The sequence below is a fragment of the Panacagrimonas perspica genome (assembly GCF_004364935.1).
GTDB classification, from domain to species: domain Bacteria; phylum Pseudomonadota; class Gammaproteobacteria; order Nevskiales; family Nevskiaceae; genus Panacagrimonas; species Panacagrimonas perspica.
This window is the reverse complement of the sequence record NZ_SOBT01000008.1, coordinates 1934003-1952574: the sequence shown is the minus strand read 5'-3', so window position 1 is coordinate 1952574 and position 18572 is coordinate 1934003. Positions and strand designations below refer to the sequence as shown.

At 65.9% G+C, this 18572-nt stretch carries 12 protein-coding genes and 1 tRNA gene; 7 read left to right on the top strand and 6 right to left on the bottom strand.

Going from position 1 to position 18572, the window contains the following annotated elements:
* Positions 1-58 precede the first annotated feature (58 nt).
* From DFR24_RS08820 to DFR24_RS08810, 3 genes are read right to left on the bottom strand one after another with little or no spacing between them, the layout of a single operon-like run.
* A complete protein-coding gene (locus DFR24_RS08820; protein ID WP_133880900.1) occupies positions 59-2035 on the bottom strand; it encodes a transglutaminase TgpA family protein in 1977 nt (658 codons plus the stop codon).
* The gene (locus DFR24_RS08815) at positions 2035-3054 is read right to left on the bottom strand and encodes a DUF58 domain-containing protein (protein ID WP_162851114.1); all 1020 of its coding nucleotides are present in this window, start codon (positions 3052-3054) and stop codon (positions 2035-2037) included. The genes DFR24_RS08820 and DFR24_RS08815 overlap by 1 nt, the downstream gene beginning before the upstream one ends.
* 40 nt (positions 3055-3094) lie before the next feature.
* Complete coding sequence (locus tag DFR24_RS08810) at positions 3095-4006, bottom strand: AAA family ATPase (RefSeq protein ID WP_133880898.1); 912 nt, start codon at positions 4004-4006, stop codon at positions 3095-3097.
* 164 nt (positions 4007-4170) lie between these two features.
* Between DFR24_RS08810 and DFR24_RS08805 the strand changes: the two genes are divergently transcribed.
* Positions 4171-5685, top strand: coding sequence for a DUF3336 domain-containing protein (locus tag DFR24_RS08805; protein WP_133880897.1), 1515 nt, complete (start codon positions 4171-4173; stop codon positions 5683-5685).
* 179 nt (positions 5686-5864) lie between these two features.
* Here the strand turns inward: DFR24_RS08805 and DFR24_RS08800 are convergent, their stop codons facing one another.
* Positions 5865-8687 carry a valine--tRNA ligase gene (locus DFR24_RS08800; protein ID WP_133880896.1) on the bottom strand — a complete coding sequence of 941 codons (2823 nt, stop codon included), beginning with the start codon at positions 8685-8687 and terminating at the stop codon, positions 5865-5867.
* 162 nt (positions 8688-8849) lie between these two features.
* Complete coding sequence (locus DFR24_RS08795) at positions 8850-10217, bottom strand: cytochrome P450 (RefSeq protein ID WP_246051562.1); 1368 nt, start codon at positions 10215-10217, stop codon at positions 8850-8852.
* 164 nt (positions 10218-10381) lie between these two features.
* Between DFR24_RS08795 and DFR24_RS08790 the strand changes: the two genes are divergently transcribed.
* Together DFR24_RS08790 and DFR24_RS08785 are read left to right on the top strand one after the other, a co-directional pair.
* Entirely contained in the window at positions 10382-11197 is an 816-nt protein-coding gene (locus DFR24_RS08790; RefSeq protein WP_133880895.1) for a DUF3014 domain-containing protein, read from the top strand.
* A gap of 126 nt (positions 11198-11323) precedes the next feature.
* Positions 11324-12283, top strand: coding sequence for an NAD(P)H-dependent flavin oxidoreductase (locus DFR24_RS08785; protein ID WP_133880894.1), 960 nt, complete (start codon positions 11324-11326; stop codon positions 12281-12283).
* 77 nt (positions 12284-12360) lie between these two features.
* Here DFR24_RS08785 and DFR24_RS08780 read toward each other — a convergent pair whose 3' ends face one another.
* Entirely contained in the window at positions 12361-13338 is a 978-nt protein-coding gene (locus DFR24_RS08780) for an NAD(P)H-quinone oxidoreductase (protein ID WP_133880893.1), read from the bottom strand.
* Positions 13339-13680: 342 nt separating this feature from the next.
* Between DFR24_RS08780 and DFR24_RS08775 the strand changes: the two genes are divergently transcribed.
* The 4 genes from DFR24_RS08775 (at position 13681) to infB (ending at position 18545) form a co-directional block, all read left to right on the top strand.
* Positions 13681-13757: transfer RNA gene (locus tag DFR24_RS08775), tRNA-Met, on the top strand.
* 69 nt (positions 13758-13826) lie between these two features.
* Positions 13827-14303 (top strand): ribosome maturation factor RimP, encoded by a 477-nt coding sequence (rimP, locus tag DFR24_RS08770; RefSeq protein ID WP_246051561.1) that lies wholly within the window; start codon positions 13827-13829, stop codon positions 14301-14303.
* Positions 14300-15787 carry a transcription termination factor NusA gene (gene nusA, locus DFR24_RS08765; protein ID WP_133880892.1) on the top strand — a complete coding sequence of 496 codons (1488 nt, stop codon included), beginning with the start codon at positions 14300-14302 and terminating at the stop codon, positions 15785-15787. The genes rimP and nusA overlap by 4 nt, the downstream gene beginning before the upstream one ends.
* Positions 15788-15818: 31 nt before the next feature.
* Positions 15819-18545: a translation initiation factor IF-2 gene (infB, locus tag DFR24_RS08760; protein WP_133880891.1), complete on the top strand. Its 2727-nt coding sequence runs from the start codon at positions 15819-15821 to the stop codon at positions 18543-18545.
* Positions 18546-18572: the final 27 nt, after the last annotated feature.

The following is an 18572-nucleotide window of genomic DNA, read 5'->3' as shown; positions in this document are numbered from 1 at the left end:
GGATCCAGGGGCAGTGCGATCGGTCGGAGGATATCGAACCCTCGTTGCGAGGGCGCGATCAGACCCGCCGGATCCGCTTCACGGCCGCGGCGAATTCGTGCTCCAGCGTCGGGCTCTGTTCACCGCTGTAACGCAGGCGCAGGTAGGCGTCGAGCACCGTGTGCAGAGGTTCGAACAGGCCGGGTTCGCGCGAGACGACGCGATCGACGAAATCCCGTGGACCTTCATCGGGCCGCTGCACGTAACCGGACTTGGCAAGACGCTTGGCGGCGGCACGCCACAGCAGCAGCGCGCGCTCGGTGACGCGGGGCGGGATGGCCCGGCGGATGGCGACCCACCCGACCAGCAGCAAGGCGAGGGTAATGCCGGCGGTCAGCACGAGCAGCATCTGGCGCTGGCGCTCGATGCCGAACCGGGAGAGGAACTCCTTCTGCATTTCGGGCCCGTAGCCCAGCACCCATTCGTTCCAGCGCGCGTTGGCCCAATCCCAGCGCGCCTCGAGCAGATACTTCGCGCGCTCCAGGCTGCCGAGGCGATCGCGTGCCTCGTTGCCGGCCATCGCTTCGAGCGCGCTGCTCTCGATTCGCGACGGCGGGATCATCGACGTCGGATCGACGCGAACCCAGCCGCGGCCTTCGAGCCACACTTCGTTCCACGCATGCGCGTCCGATTGCCGGACCAGGTAGTAGCCGCCGTAGGCGTTGGCTTCCATGCCCTGGTAGCCGGTCACGACGCGTGTCGGAACGCCGGCGGCGCGCATCAGCACGGCGAACGCGCTGGAGTAGTGCTCGCAGAAACCGCGCCGCGTGTCGAAGATGAATTCGTCCGCCGAGTGGGTGCCCAGGCGCGGCGGCTCGAGCGTGTAGTAGAACGGCTGCTCCCGGAACATCGTCAGCGCGGCATCCACGATCTGGGCGTCGCCCATTCCTTGCGTACGCCAGGACTGCGCGAGCGCCGTCGCGCGCGGATTGGAGCCGGGCGGCAGTCGCGTATCGCGCTCGCGATCGCGCGGCCGCAGCTCGGGTTCCAGCACGTAGCTCGTGAACGAGGCCCAGCGGATCAGGCGGCGTTCGATGACGGGAGCGTCGACGACGACCGTCGCCATGCGGTCGATGCGCGACTGCATCGGAAGCTGCCGCGGATCGGGCAGGTCGAGCGCGAACAGCCAGCGGTTGCGCATCGGCTCCAGCGTGATCTCGTAGCGGGTCGGCTCGCCGCTGAGTTCCGCGACCGGCCAGGTTCGATCCATCAGATCCTGGGTGCTCTGGTTCCAGCTTCGTCCGTTGAATTCGCGAAACACCGGGCCGCGCCAATACAGCAGTTTCTTCGGGGGCGGCGCGCCCTCGAAGCGCACCCGGAATGCGATCTCGCTGGACAGGATCAGGCTCGAGATGTCGCCGGGGGTCATCGAGTCCGAAAGGCCCGAGCGCGTCGGACCCGCATCGGCTGGCAGGCCCCAGATCGGCCCGGGAATGCGCGGGAACAGCACGAAGAACAGGACCATCAGCGGCAGCGAGTGCAGGATCAGGCGCCCCCCGAGCCGCAGCGACGTGCGCAGCGGAAGCGGCTCGCCCGGATGGTGCACGTCGACCAGCACCGAGGTGATCGCGATGACGCTCATGAACAGGTACGCGATCGTCCACATTTCCTGCGAATACAGGAAATGCGTCGCCAGCAGGAAGTACATCAGGAACACCACGACCATCACGTCGCGGCGACTGCGCATCTCGGTGAGCTTGAGCGCGAGCATCAGCACCAGCAGCGCGATGCCGGCGTTCTGGCCGGTGACTCTTCCGAACACCGAATAGACGCCGATGAACGCGGCGATCGCGAGCATCAGTTTCAGGAAGCGCGGCGGCAGCCCCCACTGTCGTGACGAAGCCAGCCCGCGCCACACCACGAGGCTGACGACGGCTGCGCCCTCCCACCACGGCAGGCGCCACAGGTGCGGCGCGATGACGACGAGCAGCACCGCCAGCAGCCGCAGCAGCGTGCGATGCGGCAGGTAGTCGGTCAGCGCGGGGCGCGGCAGCATCAGGGCTGTCCGAACAGCGCGAGCGCCTTGAGGCACTCGAAGCGATGCGTCTCGCCGTGGCCCGGCGGAATGTTGGTGCCGGGCAGTCTCAAGCCGTAGGCGCGGCCCTCGGCTTCGGCGTCGAGGATCCAGCGCACGAGCTGCGACAGCCGCGCCTCGACATCGGCCAGCGGCACCGCGTCCCAGTTCAGCCACAGCGCCTGTTCCACCGTCTCGCTGAACTGCTTGACCATCGGCGAGATCGACTTGGGCAGGCTCTTCCAGTGGATGCTGCGCAGGGCGTCGCCGCGCTGGTAGTCGCGCAGGCCGGCGAATTCGTCCTGTCCGCTGCGGCCCGCGCCCGCGCTGCCGCCGCTGCCCGCGCTCAGCGGTGGCGGCATGCCGGGCTTGGCCGGGAGCGGGAACACCAGGCAGCGCATGTCGAGCTGGGCCCAGGTCCAGGCGTGAAAGAGCCCCAGCGGGAACTCGGTGCTGATCGAGAAGATGCCGGCCTGGTGCCAGCCGCGGCGCGGAGCCGGGCTGGCCAGCGTCACCGAGCTGAAACCCTGAGGAGGAACGTCGCAGGCGGGCTCGTCGCTGGTTTCGCGTGCCCAGCCCGCGGCGAGCGAATAGCGCGGATGCGCCGCCGCGTTGTCGATCAGCACTTCGAAGTGCGCGATCTCGCCCGCGTAGATCGGTCGTGTGCGGCCCGCACGCAGCAGCACGTGTACGAGGTTGGCGTGCGTGTGATGCATGCACACCAGGCCCAGGCCCATCAGGAGGAAGGCCAGCGCGAAGGCCATGCTGTTCGAGTAGTTCATCGCGCCCGCGAGCATCACCATGATGGTGACGGCGAATCCCCAGCCGAAGCGCGTGGGCACGATATAGACGCGATTGCGCGCGATCTCGATGGGGCCGGGCACCTGGCGGACGCGGCGCAACACCCATGCGTCGATGCGGGCCTGTGCCCAGCGCAACGGATGGAGGATCGTGCCGATCTTCTTCGACAGTTCGCTGCGGGGCGGAGACGGTATCGTCATGAGTGTCGAACTCATGGCTGTCTAAGAAGCGACCGGAGCTTCAGGGAATGGCCACGCTGGCCAGGATTTCCTCGGCGGTCGGCGCACCGCCGTCTGCCTCGTTGGCCGGCATCAGGCGATGACTGACGCAGGGGACGAACACCGCCTGCACGTCTTCGGGGATCACGGCGCTGCGGCCGTCGATCAATGCGAACGCCTGTGCGGCGCGGCGCAGCGCCAAGCCTGCGCGAGGCGACAGACCCTGCCGCAGCCCGGCGTGCTCGCGCGTGGCGCGCAGCAGCGCCAGCAGGTATTCGACCAGCGCGGGCGAGGTCTTCACGTCGCGTGCCTGCGCCTGGAGTTCGAGCAACTCCGCTGCGCGCAGCGAAGGCGCGAGTTCCGACAGCAGGTCACGGCGGTCGCGGTCCATCAGCAGCGCGCGTTCGGCGACGACCGGCGGGTAGCCCAGCGACAGCCGCATCAGGAAGCGGTCGAGCTGCGACTCGGGCAGCGGAAAGACGCCGATCTGGTGCGCCGGATTCTGCGTGGCGATGACGAAGAACGGCTCGGGCAGACGGCGCGTCTCGCCTTCCGCCGTGACCTGGCGTTCTTCCATGGCCTCGAGCAGCGCGGACTGCGTCTTCGGGCTCGCACGATTCACTTCGTCCGCCAGCATGATCTGGGCGAACACCGGGCCCGGATGGAAGCGGAACGAGGAGCTCGCCTGCTCGAAGATCGACACGCCGAGGATGTCGGCGGGCAGCAGATCCGACGTGAATTGGACGCGCTGGAAATCCAGGCCCAGCACCTTGGCCAGTGCCAGGGCCAGCGTCGTCTTGCCGACGCCGGGAATGTCCTCGATGAGCAGGTGTCCGCGTGCGATCAGGCAGGTCAGCGCGAGGCGGAGCTGCGCTTCCTTGCCCAGGATGATGGCGTTGAGCGCGGTCTGCGCGGCCTTGAGCGCTGCATTCATGCGACGAGCGATGCGGTGTGGAAGTTGCCACGAGTGTAGCGGGTGCGCCCGCACGATCTGAGCCACGACGGCCTGTCAATCGGCGATCGCGCCTAGTGCCGAAAGATTGCCGCGATCACTGGTGATAGGGGACCATACCGTTCGTTCACCGGGAGAGGCTGGCCTTGGACCGACTCAAACGCGAAGCCCGGGACGCGCTGACGCATGCGCAGGACTACCGCACCTGGCGCGACGCCGCGACCCATCTGGACCGCGCCGAAGGCTTCGACGACTGGAAGGCCGACGAAACCTCCGAACTCTACGACTGGCGCCTGATCCGTTCGCGCCTGCGGCAGATCCGTACCTGCCGCGACGAAGGCGAGGTGCGCCGGCTCGCGCATCACCTGCGCCAGGGGCTGCACTGGAACCTGGGCAACATCGGCAATCCGGAAATCTACGGGCGCGCCCGTGTCGGCACCAAGCAGCTGATCGTCGATTACGTCGCGGAGGTGTGTTCGGCGCTCGAGGAACTCTGCGACACCGACCATCCCGAATTCGGCGAGGCGCAGAAGCTCGCGTTCTTCCGCGAGACCGCGCAGTCGTATGGCCGCTCGGCGCTGATGCTCTCCGGCGGTGCGACCTTGGGCTTGTTCCACGTCGGCGTGGTCAAGGCGCTGTTCCGCGAGAACGTGCTGCCCGTCGTGATGTCCGGTTCCAGCGCCGGCAGCGTGGTGGCAGCCACCGTCGGTACGCGCGCTCCGGACGATCTCGAGACCCTGCTCGATCCGGAAAGCGCGTACTACCACTTCTGGCGGATGCTCAATCCCCGGCAGATGTGGCGTCGCCGCGCGCTGATGGACCAGAGCCAGCTTCGTCGCGCGATCTCGAAGAACGTGAAGGATCTGAGCTTCGACGAGGCCTACAAGCTGTCGGGCCGCATCGTGAACATCACGGTGTCGCCGGCGGGCGCCAACCAGGCGCCGCGGCTGCTCAACTACCTGACGTTCCCGTACCTCTACCTGCGCGAGGCGGTGCTCGCCAGCTGTGCGGTGCCGGTGCTGTTCCCGCCGGTGATGCTGATGACGCGCGACGAGAACGGTGACCGCATGCCGTGGATGCCGCTGTTGCGCTGGAACGACGGTTCGCTGAAATCGGACCTGCCGATGCTGAGACTGCGACGCCTGCACAACGTCAATCATTTCATCGTCAGCCAGACCAATCCGCACGTGATCCCGTTCGTGACGCGGCGCGAGCCGGGTGCCGAGGGCATCGCGCACGGAGCGAAGATGTACGCGAGCGCGACGCTGCGCTCGCAGGCCAGCGGCTTGCTGAAACTGGCGCGCGCGGTGCTGCCGGTCCCGACGGTCAGCCAGACCATCGACACCGCGACCAGCATCCTCGACCAGGAGTACCGGGGGAACATCAACATCTTCCCGGACGTCAGCCTCTGGCGTTATGCGAACGTGACCTCGAATCCGAACCTCGCCGACGTGCAGCGCTTCATGCTCGAGGGCGAGCGCGCCGCGTGGCCGCGCATCGAGGCGATCCGCATCCAGACGGCGATCGCGCAGTCGCTCGATCGCTGCCTGCAGCGTCTGGAAGGGCGCCAGCTGGCGTCGCCGGCGCCGATGCTGCCGCGCAAGGGCGGGCCGGGGCTGCGTGTCGTGCGACCGCGCAAGCCGGATTCGAGCGCGGCCTAGTGTCGGGCGGCGATCCCGGACTTCGTCCGGGCTACGGGTGGCGCGTGGCGTAGCTCGGGTGAAACCCGGGAACGCCCCCATCCGAACGCGCGATGTTCGCGATGCGCGTGCTCACGTAGCCCGGACGAAGTCCGGGATTCCGTGATCCCGGCGAGCAGCGATCCCGGGTTTCACCCGGGCTACAAGGCGGCGATCTTCCCGGACTGCTCGCGCAGCGCAGCCAGATCGCGCCGCTGCTTATCGGCCAGGTCCCGCGCCTGCTGCTGCACCGCTTCCGGCGCTTTGCCGAAGTTCGGATTCGCGATGCGCGTCTGCACCTTCTCCAGATCGCTCTCGAGCTTCTCGATCTGGCGCGCCAGTCGCGCGACTTCGGCGTCCTTGTCGATCAGGCCGGCCATTGGCACCAGCAGGTTCATGTCGCCCAGGCGCGCACTCGCCGACTGCGGCGCGGATTCACCCGGCGCGAGGACGCGCGGCGGTTCGACGCGTGCCAGGAACTCGATGCTGCCGCGCAGGCGTTCGACGCGTTCCAGATCGGACGCCGAGCTGTTCTGCACCAGCAGCGGCAGGATCTTCGCGGGCGAGATGTCCATCTCTCCGCGGATCTGCCGCACGCCGAGGATGAAGCCCTTCAGCCACTCGATGTCGGCCTCGGCGCGCTCGTCGATCTTCTCGGGATTGGAGACCGGATAGGCGCACAGCATCAGCGTGTCGCCCTTCACGCCGGCCAGCGGCGCGATGCGCTGCCAGACCTCCTCGGTGATGAAGGGCATCAGCGGGTGCAGCAGGCGCAGCCAGGTTTCGAGCACGCGCAGCAAGGTGCGGCGCGTGCCGCGCTGCTGCTCGGCGTTGCCGCTCTGCAGCGCGGGCTTGGACAGTTCCAGGTACCAGTCGCAGTACTCGTTCCAGATGAACTGGTAGAGCGTCGTGCTCAGCAGGTCGAAGCGGTACGTGCGGAAGTGCTCGGCGCACTCGGTCTCGAGCTTCTGCAGGCGCGAGACGATCCAGCGATCGGCGCTGGAGAACTCGCAGGGCAGGGTGGCGTCGAGGCCGCAGTCCTGGCCTTCGCCCTCGCAGTTCATCAGTACGTAGCGCGCCGCGTTCCAGATCTTGTTGCAGAAGTTGCGATAGCCGGCGGCGCGCGCGGCGTCGAAGCGGATGTCGCGACCCTGCGTCGCCAGCGCGGCGAACGTGAAGCGCAGCGCGTCGGTGCCGACCGCGTCGATGCCCTTCGGGTAGTCCTTGCGCGTCTTGGCTTCGATCTTGGGCGCGGTCTCCGGCTTCATCAGTCCGGTCGTGCGCTTCTTGACGAGATCTTCGAGCGCGATGCCATCCACGACGTCGAGCGGGTCGAGGATGTTGCCCTTGGACTTGGACATCTTGTTGCCTTCCGGGTCCCTCACCAGGCCGGTGATGTAGACCTCGTGGAACGGCACGTCCTGCATGAAGTACTGGCCCATCATCACCATGCGGGCGACCCAGAAGAAGATGATGTCGAAGCCGGTCACGAGCACGCTGCTCGGGTAGAACTTCTTCAGCACCTCGTTCTGCGCGGGCCAGTCGAGCGTGGCCATCGGCCAGATGTCGGACGAGAACCACGTGTCGAACACGTCGTTGTCCTGCGTCAGCGTCAGCTTGTGGCCGCCTTCCGAAGGATGCAGGTGCGGATACTTGCGCCGCACCTCGTCCTCGCTGCGGCCGACGTACACATTGCCCTCGGCGTCGTACCAGGCCGGGATGCGATGGCCCCACCAGAGCTGGCGCGAGATGCACCAGTCCTGGATGTTGTCCAGCCACTGGCGATAGGTGTTGATCCAGTTCTCGGGCACGAACTTGATGCGGCCGTCGGCGAACACGTCGAGCGCCGGCTTGGTGATCGCGGTCCAGCCGCCGGGGCGGCCGTCCGCCAGGTCCTTGCGCGTCAGGTCCACGAACCACTGGTCCGTCAGGTAGGGTTCGAGCACGGCGCCGCTGCGATCGCCGCGCGGAACCTTGAGCTTGTGGTCGTCGATCTTGTCGACGAGGCCGAGGGCGTCGAGATCGGCGACGACCTTCTTGCGTGCCACGTAGCGGTCGAGCCCGCGATACGGCTGCGGCACGTCGTCGTTGAGGGTCGCGACCGGCGTCAGGATGTTGATCAGCGCCAGCTTGTGGCGCTGGCCGACCTGGTAGTCGTTGAAATCATGAGCCGGCGTGATCTTCACCACGCCGGTGCCGAACTCGCGGTCGACGTAGTCGTCGGCGATCACCGGGATGTCGCGATCCGCCAGCGGGAGCCGCACCGTGCGGCCGATCAGGTGTCGGTAGCGCTCGTCCTCGGGGTGCACGGCCACCGCGGTGTCGCCGAGCATCGTCTCCGGGCGCGTCGTGGCGACGACCAGGTGACCCGAACCATCGGTGAGCGGATAGCGAAAATGCCAGAGCTTGCCGTTCTCTTCCTCGTTGACCACTTCGAGGTCGGAGATCGCGGTCTGCAGCACCGGATCCCAGTTCACGAGGCGCTTGCCGCGATAGATCAGGCCGGCCTCGTGCAGTTTCACGAAGTGCTCGACGACGGCTTTCGAGTAGCCCTCGTCCATCGTGAAACGGTTGCGGTTCCAGTCCACCGAGCTGCCGAGCCGGCGGATCTGCTGCTCGATGATGCCGCCGGAATGCGCCTTCCATTCCCAGACCTTGTCGACGAACTTCTCGCGCCCCAGATCGTGTCGGGCGATGCCTTCGACCTTGAGATTGCGCTCCACCACCATCTGCGTGGCGATGCCGGCGTGATCGGTGCCCATCTGCCACAGCGTGTCGCGGCCGCTCATGCGGGCGTGCCGGATCAGCGCGTCCATGATCGTGTGCTGGAACGCGTGGCCCATGTGCAGCGTGCCGGTCACGTTCGGCGGCGGGATCATGATGCTGTACGGCTCCCCCTGGCCGGAGGGCGCGTAGCAGCCGCGGTCCTCCCAGAACGCGCGCCAGCGCGCCTCGATCGATCCGGGTTCGAAGGTCTTGTCCATTGAGCTTGGGAATGCCGCGCGTGATGCAGAAAGGGCGGCATTGTAGCGACAGGTTTTCGTGATGGTCGGCCAGGAGCCGGCGTCCGCCGTAGCCCGGACGAAGTCCGGGATTCCCTCGTGCCGAAGGTCAGAACCCCGGACTTCGTCCGGGCTACGAACCCCTTACTTCCGGTAGCCCTTCACGCGCACCTTGAAGTCCATCGCCGGGCCCGGCGTGGGCGCGGTCTTGAGCTTGAGGGTGTAATTCGCCGGCTCCAGCGCGAGATCCAGCTTGTAGAAGATGCGCGCCATGCTGAGCGCGATCTGGACTTCCGCCAGGCTCTTGCCCAGGCAGGTGTGCGGGCCGCGGCCGTACGGGGAGTACGCGCCGGACTGCATGTGCTCCGAACGCGGCTTGGTGTAGCGGTCGACGTCGAAGCGCTCGGGATCGGGATAGAACTCGTGCATGAAGTGCGGCACCGAGGTGCCGACGTACATCAGTTCGCCCTCGCGGATCAGGTGGCCCTGGAAGACGAAATCCTTGGTCGCGGTGCGCATCTGCGCCACCGCGATCGGGTACAGGCGCATCGTCTCCATGATGGCGCCGTGCAGCGTCGGCAGGCGCTTCATCAGGCCGTCTTCGTCGACGTTCTCGACCGAGAACAGCTCGTCCACCTCGGCCAGGATGCGGGCGTACACGTCGGGATGCTTGAGCACCGTGTAGACGATGGCGCTGGTCGTGTTGGCCACGGTGTCGAGTCCGGCCACGTAGGGACCGGTGAGCGTCAGGATCAGGTCGCTGGCGGGCATGACCTCGGGCGTGTCGAGGTGCGCCTGCATGATGTCGTCGATGAGGTTCTTGTCCTCGTCGCGCTTCTTGCCCAGGTTCGCGTGGAAGTTGTCGATCATCTTCTGACCGAGCTCGAACACGCGCGCCTTCGACTTCTTGTACGTCGGGTTCCCGAGCAGGAACCTCGGCCGCTGGCGCGTCACCAGCACGTTCAGGATGTAGAGGATCGTCGTGCGGATGTCCTTGACGTACTCCAGCGGTGCGCTACCCGTCAGGATCGTGCCGAGCTGATCCACCACCAGGTACTGCATCGCCTCGACCACCGGGACGAGCTGGCCGACCTTCCAGTCGCGCTCCAGGGCTCCGTCGGTGATCTTCACCAGTTGGTTGTAGCGCCCGCGGATGGACTCGCGAGAGTAACCGCGCTTCATGATCTCGCGCAGCTGCTTGTGTTCTTCGCCGTCGACGCCCACCAACGTCTTGGTGGCGCCGTATTCCTCGACCAGGCCCTGCCAGAACTCCTTGGAGCGCAGGCTGTCCTTACCTTCGCGGCTGCTCATGAAATTGGCCGCTTCCTGCCCCGCGATCACGGTATAGGTCTGGCCCAGGACGCGGACGCGGAAGACCGGGCCGTACTTGCGATAGCAGTCGACGAAGAACTTTGCCGGGCCGCGTGCCATGTCGAGGGCATTGCCGAACAGCGGGATTCCGCGAACCAGCGGAGTCTCGTGCAGGACGGAGCTATCAGTATTGGCGTTCACGGCGGCGATCCTGGAAGCGAGGTGGCAGCCCGCGGACTTCTTCGCGCGACGGCCACGGGAGTACAAATGTTGTATCGCGGCGCACAACGGGGGCGATTCCCCCTTTCGGAGTAGGCACCGCGCGGGCGAGACTTCGTACCAAGAGAATTGGAGGCTAGGCGTTCATGATGACGCGGGCGGCGTGGGTTGGCGTGCTGGTCGGCGTCGTGATTCTGGGTGCCGGCTGGTGGTGGTTGTACGGCCGCGCCCAGCAGGAACTTCCGGAAACGGACACGGCGATGGAATCGCCGGACCCTGCGCTGCCTACGGACAAGGTGCTGGAGCCGGAGACCGAGCCCGCCATTTCGCATCCGATGCCGGAGCCCGAAGCGGGCGGACCCGTGCTGCCGGAGCTCGAGGACAGCGACGAAGAGGCGATGGGCGAGCTGCGCACGCTTTTCGGCGCCGCGCCTGTCGAAGCCGTCCTGGTGCCGCGCGAGATCATCCGTCGCATCGTGCTCGCGGTTGATTCGCTGGACCGCGAACCGCTCCCCCTGTGGCTGCGCCCGGTGCGGCGCGTGCCGGGGAAGTTCGATGTCCATAGCGAAGCGGATGCCATGAGCATCGATGCGGCCAACTCGGCGCGTTACGCGCCGCTGGTGACGATGGTCGAGCGGGTCGACATGCAGCAGCTCGCCGCGGCGTACCGGCGTTTCTATCCCTTGTTCCAGGACGCGTACGACCGGCTGGGCAATCCCCGGACGCGCTACTTCAACGATCGCCTGATCGCGATCATCGATCACCTGCTGGCGACGCCGGTGGTCTCCGAGCCGATTGCACTGGCACGGCCCAAGGTCGTCTACGTGTTCGCGGATCCCGAACTGGAGGAGCTGTCGTCGGGGCAGAAGGCGATGCTGCGCATCGGGCGCGAGAACGCGGCGAAGCTGCAGGCGCGCATGCGGGAGTTCCGATCGGCGATCGTGGTGCGGCCTCAGGGGTAACGCGCGTTATCGGCTGGACGCCGAAGCGGGAAAGGCAGATCCGACGCGCACCCGTTCGAAAGTCTTGGGCTGGACGGTCGGCACGTTCTAAGCTTGCGGCCCCTCAAACGTGGGTAACCCCGTCTCATGTCCAGGCTTCCTGCCGCGCTGCGCTCGCTGACCCTTCCCGTGATCGGCGCGCCGCTCTTCATCATCAGCTGGCCCAAACTCGTCATCGAGCAGTGCAAGGCAGGTGTCGTCGGATCCATGCCGGCGCTCAATGCGCGACCCGCGGCTCAGCTCGACGAATGGCTGGCCGAGATCACCGAGACGCTCGCCGCGCATGATCGTGCGCATCCGGACCGCAAGGCGGCGCCGTTCGCGGTCAACCAGATCGTTCACAAATCGAACACGCGCCTGGATGCCGACATGGCGCTGTGCGTGAAGTACAAGGTGCCGCTGATCATCACGTCGCTCGGCGCGCGCGTCGAGATCAACGAAGCGGCGCACAGCTACGGCGGCGTCGTGATGCACGACATCATCAACAACGCGCACGCGCACAAGGCCATCGAGAAGGGCGCCGACGGGTTGATTGCCGTCGCCGCAGGTGCAGGCGGCCATGCCGGCACCAAGAGCCCGTTCGCGCTGATCCAGGAACTGCGCGAGTGGTTCGACGGACCGCTGGCCCTCAGCGGCGCCATCGCCAACGGGCGCGCGGTGCTGGCGGCGCAGGCGATGGGTGCGGACTTTGCGTACATCGGCTCCGCCTTCATCGCGACCGAGGAAGCGCGTGCCGTCGACGAGTACAAGAACTGCATCGTGCAGAGCAATTCGGACGATATTGTCTACTCGAACCTGTTCACCGGCGTGCACGGCAATTATCTGAAGCCGTCGATCGTCGCTTCGGGCATGGATCCGGACCACCTGCCGACTGCAGATCCGAGCAAGATGAATTTCGGCAGCGACACGACGAAAGCCTGGAAGGACATCTGGGGTTGTGGGCAGGGCATCGGCGCGGTCAAGGGCGTGGTGCCGACACGTACGCTGGTGGAGCGCCTGTCCCGCGAATACGCCGAGGCGCGCGCAGCGCTGGCCATCGGCGCGTAACCCGTAGCCCGGGCGCAGCCCGGGAATGCCGCTCTCGAATGGGACAAACCCCGGGCTTCGCCCGGGCTACGTGATGGCTACAGCGTCAGCACGATCTTGCCGACGTGCGTGCTGCTCTCCATCAGGCGATGCGCGTCCGCCGCCTGATCGAGCGCGAAGGTCTGGTGGATCACCGGTCGGATCTTTCCGGCCTCGATCAGCGGCCAGATGTGTTCCCGCAGGTTCTTCGCGATCGCCGCCTTGAACGCGACCGGCCGCGGCCGCAGCGTCGACCCGGTGATCGTCAGCCGACGCATCAGAATCTGGTCCAGTGGAACCGGAGCCGATGCGCCGCCGAGCAGCGCAATCAGCACCAGCCGGCCGTCGTCGGCCAGGCATTTGATCTCGCGGGGCACGTAGGCGCCGGCCACCATGTCCAGGATGACATCCGCACCGCGACCGTCCGTGAGGCGTTTGACCTCGGCGACGAAATCCTCGGTCTTGTAGTTGATGCCGTGTTCCGCGCCCAGGACCTCGCAGGCCCGGGCTTTGTCGTCCGATCCGGCGGTGGCGAACACGCGGTGGCCACGAGCACGCGCCATCTGGATCGCGGTGACGCCGATGCCGCTGGTGCCGCCTTGCACGAGCAGGGTCTCGCCGGGTGACAGGCGCGCCCGGTCGAAGACGTTGCTCCAGACGGTGAAGAAGGTCTCGGGCAGCGAAGCGGCCTCGATTTCGCTCAGGCCCTTGGGGATCGGCAGGCACTGTCCGGCGGGAGCCACGCAGACCTCGGCATACCCTCCGCCATGGACCAGGGCGCAGACCCGATCGCCGATCGCGAAGCCCGAATCGCCCGGATCGCCGCCGACGATCGTGCCAGCGACTTCGAGGCCGGGCAGGTCGGAAGCGTCCTTGGGAACAGGGTAGAGGCCCAGCCTTTGCAGGATGTCCGGGCGATTTACTCCCGCGGCGGCGACCCGAATGACGACTTCGCCCGCCTTGGGCGTCGGTTCGGGACGATGGCAGGGGACGAGAACCTCGGGGCCCCCGGGATGGCTGATTTCAATGGCGCGCATGGTCAGCTTTCACTCGACGGAACGGAGCGGGATCGAAGGCCATGGAGTCGTCTGGGCCTGGGAAGAGCGGGAAGGTTCCCCGGGTCCTCGCGATCCAGGAGCTGTTCGCGGCAGGATCCGGCGGAGACGGACGCTTCGACTTCGATGTTACTAGCGCACCGATGCCGGGTCGAAGGGCGTCGCCCCCATGACGGGAGGGTCGACGTTCCACTTCAGCGGCAGAGGTTTTCGGAAGGGTCTCGGTTGTTGTCCCCGGCGACCGCCGACCTCGATCGTTGTCGTGTCGTCCGAGATTTTCATTGCGGCAATTCCCCCCGCCCCATATACTGGCCGTCTGTCTGGTGCGGGGTGGAGCAGTCTGGCAGCTCGTCGGGCTCATAACCCGAAGGTCGTAGGTTCGAATCCTGCCCCCGCTACCAATTTTTCCGGTTGGAACCAGGCCCCTTGCGGGCCTTTTTTCGTTAGTTTTTCAAAAGGTTGATGAGCGCGTGCTGCAAGAGCGTCTGACTAAACTGCTGGAGCCACTGGTCGAGTCTCTCGGCTACGAACTCCTGCTGCTCGAGTTCAGTCCTCAAGGCCGTTCTGCCCTGTTGCGGATCTACCTGGACGCCCCCGGCGGAGTGACGCTGGGCGACTGCGAACAGGTCAGCCGCGAGGCCGCAGCGTTGCTCGATGTGGAGGACCCGGTCAAGACGCCGTATCAGCTTGAAGTGTCGTCGCCCGGCCTTGATCGGCCGTTGACCAAGCCGTCGCACTTCGAGCGTTTTGCAGGGCGCAAGGCACGCGTCGAGCTCGAGACCCCGATCAACGGGCAGCGCCGCTTCGTCGGCGTGATTGCGGGGATCAACCCGGACGCAGTGCGTCTGGAGTCGGAGAAGGGAGAAGTACAGCTGGCGTTCTCGGCGATTTCGCGGGCGCGACTGGTTCCGGACTATTCATCGAAAACGGCCGAGGGTGAGGCGTGAACAAGAACATTCTGTTGATGGCCGACGTGGTCTCCAACGAGAAGGGTGTCGACAAGGACACGATCTTCAACGCGCTCGAAGCAGCGCTGGCGTCGGCGACCAAGGAGCAGTACGGCGACGAATCCGACGTCCGCGTCGCGATCGATCGCGAGACGGGCGAGTACGAGTCGTTCCGCCGTTGGACCGTTCTCGAGGACGAGAGCGAAGAATTCGAATTTCCCGAGCGCCAGATCAAGCTCACTTATGCCCAGAAAGATCATCCGGGCATCGAAGCCGGGGCCGTCATCGAGCAGAAGATCGCATCGGTCGACTTCGGGCGCATCGGCGCGCAGCGTGCCAAGCAGGTCATCGTGCAGAAGGTGCGCGAGGCCGAGCGTGCCCAGGTCGTGGAAGCCTACAAGGATCGCGTCGGCGAACTGCTGACCGGCCTGATCAAGCGCCTCGAGCGCGGCGCCGTGATCGTGGATCTGGGCGGGAACGCTGAAGCCATCATCCCGCGCGAGCACCTGATTCCGCGTGAGCCGGCGCGTCCGGGCGACCGTATTCGCGGCTATCTTTATGAGGTCAGCCCGCAGATCCGAGGCCCGCAGCTGTTCATGTCCCGCACCTTGCCCAGGTTCCTGATGGAACTGTTCAAGCTCGAAGTGCCGGAAATCGCGCAGGGCCTGATCGAACTCAAGGGTGCGGCCCGTGATCCTGGCCTGCGCGCCAAGATCGCCGTGCAGGCCAAGGACAAGCGCATCGACCCGGTCGGTGCCTGCGTCGGCATGCGCGGCTCGCGTGTGCAGAGCGTGTCCAACGAACTCGCCGGCGAGCGCGTCGACATCGTTCCCTGGGACGAGAATCCCGCCCAGTTCGTCATCAACGCGATGGCACCGGCGGAAGTCGAGAATGTGGTCATCGACGAAGAAGCGCATGCCATGTCCATCGGCGTTGCCGAGGACAAGCTCGCCCAGGCCATCGGCCGCGGCGGGCAGAACGTGCGTCTTGCTTCGGAGCTGACCGCGTGGACGCTGAACGTCATGACGACGACAGATCTCGAGTCCAAGAAGGACGAAGAGAATCGCGGTGTCCTCGAAATGTTCATGGCCGAACTCGATGTCGATGCAGAGGTGGCCGGCGTCCTGGTGGACGAAGGCTTCACCACGCTCGATGAAGTCGCTTACGTTCCCGCCGAAGAATTGCTGCACATCGAAGAATTCGACGATGCCATCGTCGAAGAACTCAGGTCGCGTGCGCAGGACGTGCTGCTGACCAAGGCTATCGCCAAGGCTGAGCGTGCCGCCGATGTCGCGCCCGCCGAGGATCTCCTCGCGGTTGAAGGTATGACCGAGGAGCTTGCGTACACGTTGGCCGGCGCCGGCATCGTGACCGCAGAGAACCTCGCCGACCTGGCGACTGACGAATTGCTGGAAGTGATCGAGATGGATGAGAACGGTGCGCAGGCGCTGATCATGTCGGCTCGTCAGAAGGTTTACGCCTGATCGAACGCCGCCCTTAAAGAACAGAGCCACTATGTCCACGGTCACAGTCCAGAACTTCGCAGAAGAACTCAAGCGGCCGGTTGCCGAGCTGCTCTCGCAGCTCAAGGAAGCCGGCGTCTCCGCTGAAAATGCGTCGTCGCCGCTGTCGTCCGCCGACAAGATGGCGCTGCTCGGGTATCTGCGGCAGAAGACGCGCTCTCCGCTCGGCACGGTGACCGCCGTCGGTGCCGGCACGGCGGGAGGCGCGGCGCCGAACCGCATCACGCTCAAGCGCAAGGAAACATCCGAGATCAAGCTCGGTGGTGGACGCGGCTTGCCGACCAAGACGGTCAGCGTCGAAGTTCGCAAGAAGAAAGTTTTCAAGGCCGAGCCGCTCATCGGCCAGCAGACACCGCAGTCTCAGCCGGCAGCCTACGAAGAGCCCGTCGAACCGGTCGCGATGGCTGCAGACGAGCCGGTCGAGACTCCGGAGATCGATGCCGCTGGTACCGAGGCTGCTGCACATGCGGCCGCTGCTGCTGCGCGCTCCGAAGCCGAGGCCGAAGCGCGACGCTTGCAGGAAGAAGCCGCTCTCAAGCTGCGTGAGGAAGAGGCCGAGCGACTGCGAGCAGAAGCAGAGACGGCCGAGCGCACTCGTCGTGAGCACGACGAGAAGCTGAAGAATGATCCTATCTACCGCGCGAAGTACGAAGCAGAGAGTGCACGTCGTCGCGCGTCGGAAAACGTGCGGCGCTCGGCTGAAATGCGCAATGCGATGCCGCCGCCCGTGGTGGCGCCGGTTGCCGCTGCGAAGAAGCCGGCGGTCGCCGCCGCGCCTGCTACGGATGCCAAGCCGGATCGCGATCGTGATCGTGGCCACCGCCAGGAACTCCACGTCGCCGAGGGTAAGGGCGGCAAGCGCGACAAAAAGAAGCGCAAGCCGACCGGCCAGGTCCGCGTGGACAACGCGCACCAGTTCGAGAAGCCGGTTGCGCCGATCGTGCGTGAAGTCGAGGTGCCGGAAGGCATCACGGTTGCCGATCTCGCCAACCGCATGGCGGTGAAGGCCACCGAGCTCATCAAGGTCATGATGAAGAGCGGCGTCATGGCGACCATCAACCAGATGCTCGACCAGGACACCGCGGTGCTGATGGTCGAGGAACTCGGCCACAAGGCGAAGATCGTCAAGGGCACCGAATTCGAAGAAGGCCTGATGCAGGCCGTCGAAGGCGAGAAGAAGGACGTCCCGCAGGAGATGCGGCCGCCGGTCGTGACCATCATGGGTCACGTCGATCACGGCAAGACCTCGCTGCTCGACTACATCCGCAAGACTCGCGTTGCCGCGGGCGAAGCGGGTGGCATCACGCAGCACATCGGCGCGTACCACGTGAAGACCGCGAAGGGTGTCGTGACCTTCCTCGACACGCCGGGCCACGCTGCCTTCACTCGCATGCGTGCGCGCGGCGCGCAGATCACCGACGTCGTGATCCTCGTGATCGCGGGCGACGACGGCGTCATGCCGCAGACGCGCGAAGCGATCAATCACGCGCGCGCTGCCAAGGCGCCGATGGTCGTCGCGGTGACGAAGATCGACAAGCCGCAGTCGGACCTCGTGCGCGTCAAGAATGAATTGCTGAAGGAAGAAGTCGTCGCCGAAGATTTCGGTGGCGACGTGCAGGTTGTCGGTGTGTCGTCGGTGAGCGGGCAGGGCATCGACGAACTGCTCGACGCGATCCTGCTGCAGGCCGAAGTGCTTGAACTCAAGGCGGCGATCGACGTGCCGGCCCGTGGCCAGGTCGTCGAGTCCTCGCTGGACAAGGGTCGTGGCCCGGTCGCGACGGTGCTGGTACGCGCCGGTACACTGCGCCAGGGCGACGTCATCCTCACCGGCCCGCATTTCGGCCGCGTGCGCGCGATGTTCGACGAGACCGGCAAGCCGGTGAAGGAAGCGGGACCCTCGATTCCGGTTCAGGTGCTCGGTCTGTCCGGCGTGCCGGATGCGGGCGACGATATCGTGGTGGTGGCCGACGAACGCAAGGCGCGCGAGCTGGGCATCCTGCGCGAGTCCAAGCAGCGCGAGCAGAAGATGGCGCAATCGCAGACCGTCCGCATGGAGCAGATCTTTGCTCGCATGGGCGAGAACGAAGGCGACATCAAGCAGCTCAACCTGATGATCAAGGCGGACGTGCAGGGATCGGCGGAAGCCCTGACCGATGCGCTGCGCAAGCTGCCGAGCGCCGAAGTGCGGGTGAACGTACTGGCGTCTACCATCGGCGGCATCAGCGAATCCGACGTCGATCTCGCGCTCGCTTCCAAGGCGATCATCATCGGCTTCAACGTGCGTGCCGACAGCGTCGCGCGCAAGCGAATCCAGGACAGCGGCATCGACGTTCGTTACTACTCGGTCATCTACCAGGTGATCGACGACGTGACGGCGGCCATCACCGGCCTGCTCGGTACCGAGATGCGCGAGCAGATCGTCGGCATCGCCCAGGTTCGCGACGTGTTCCGCAGTTCCAAGTTCGGCAGCATCGCTGGCTGTCTCGTGATCGACGGTACCGTGCAGCGCAATCTTCCGATTCGCGTGCTGCGCAATCAGACCGTGATCTACGAAGGCGTGCTCGAGTCGCTGCGCCGTTTCAAGGACGACGTGCAGAAGGTCGAATCCGGCACCGAGTGCGGTATCGGTGTGAAGAACTACAACGACGTGAAGGCCGGCGACCAGATCGAGTGCTTCGATCGCATCGAGGTGAAACGTACGGTCAAGGCGGAAGCCTGACGATGAATGCGGCCCGTCGACGACGGG

Coding starts and splice junctions, on each gene's coding strand:
- DFR24_RS08800 (WP_133880896.1), bottom strand. CDS start 8,687: ATGGACAAGACCTTCGAACCCGGATCGATCGAGGCGCGCTGGCGCGCG.
- DFR24_RS08815 (WP_162851114.1), bottom strand. CDS start 3,054: ATGACGATACCGTCTCCGCCCCGCAGCGAACTGTCGAAGAAGATCGGC.
- DFR24_RS08780 (WP_133880893.1), bottom strand. CDS start 13,338: ATGCGCGCCATTGAAATCAGCCATCCCGGGGGCCCCGAGGTTCTCGTC.
- DFR24_RS08820 (WP_133880900.1), bottom strand. CDS start 2,035: ATGCTGCCGCGCCCCGCGCTGACCGACTACCTGCCGCATCGCACGCTG.
- DFR24_RS08810 (WP_133880898.1), bottom strand. CDS start 4,006: ATGAATGCAGCGCTCAAGGCCGCGCAGACCGCGCTCAACGCCATCATC.
- infB (WP_133880891.1), top strand. CDS start 15,819: ATGTCCACGGTCACAGTCCAGAACTTCGCAGAAGAACTCAAGCGGCCG.
- DFR24_RS08790 (WP_133880895.1), top strand. CDS start 10,382: ATGATGACGCGGGCGGCGTGGGTTGGCGTGCTGGTCGGCGTCGTGATT.
- DFR24_RS08785 (WP_133880894.1), top strand. CDS start 11,324: ATGTCCAGGCTTCCTGCCGCGCTGCGCTCGCTGACCCTTCCCGTGATC.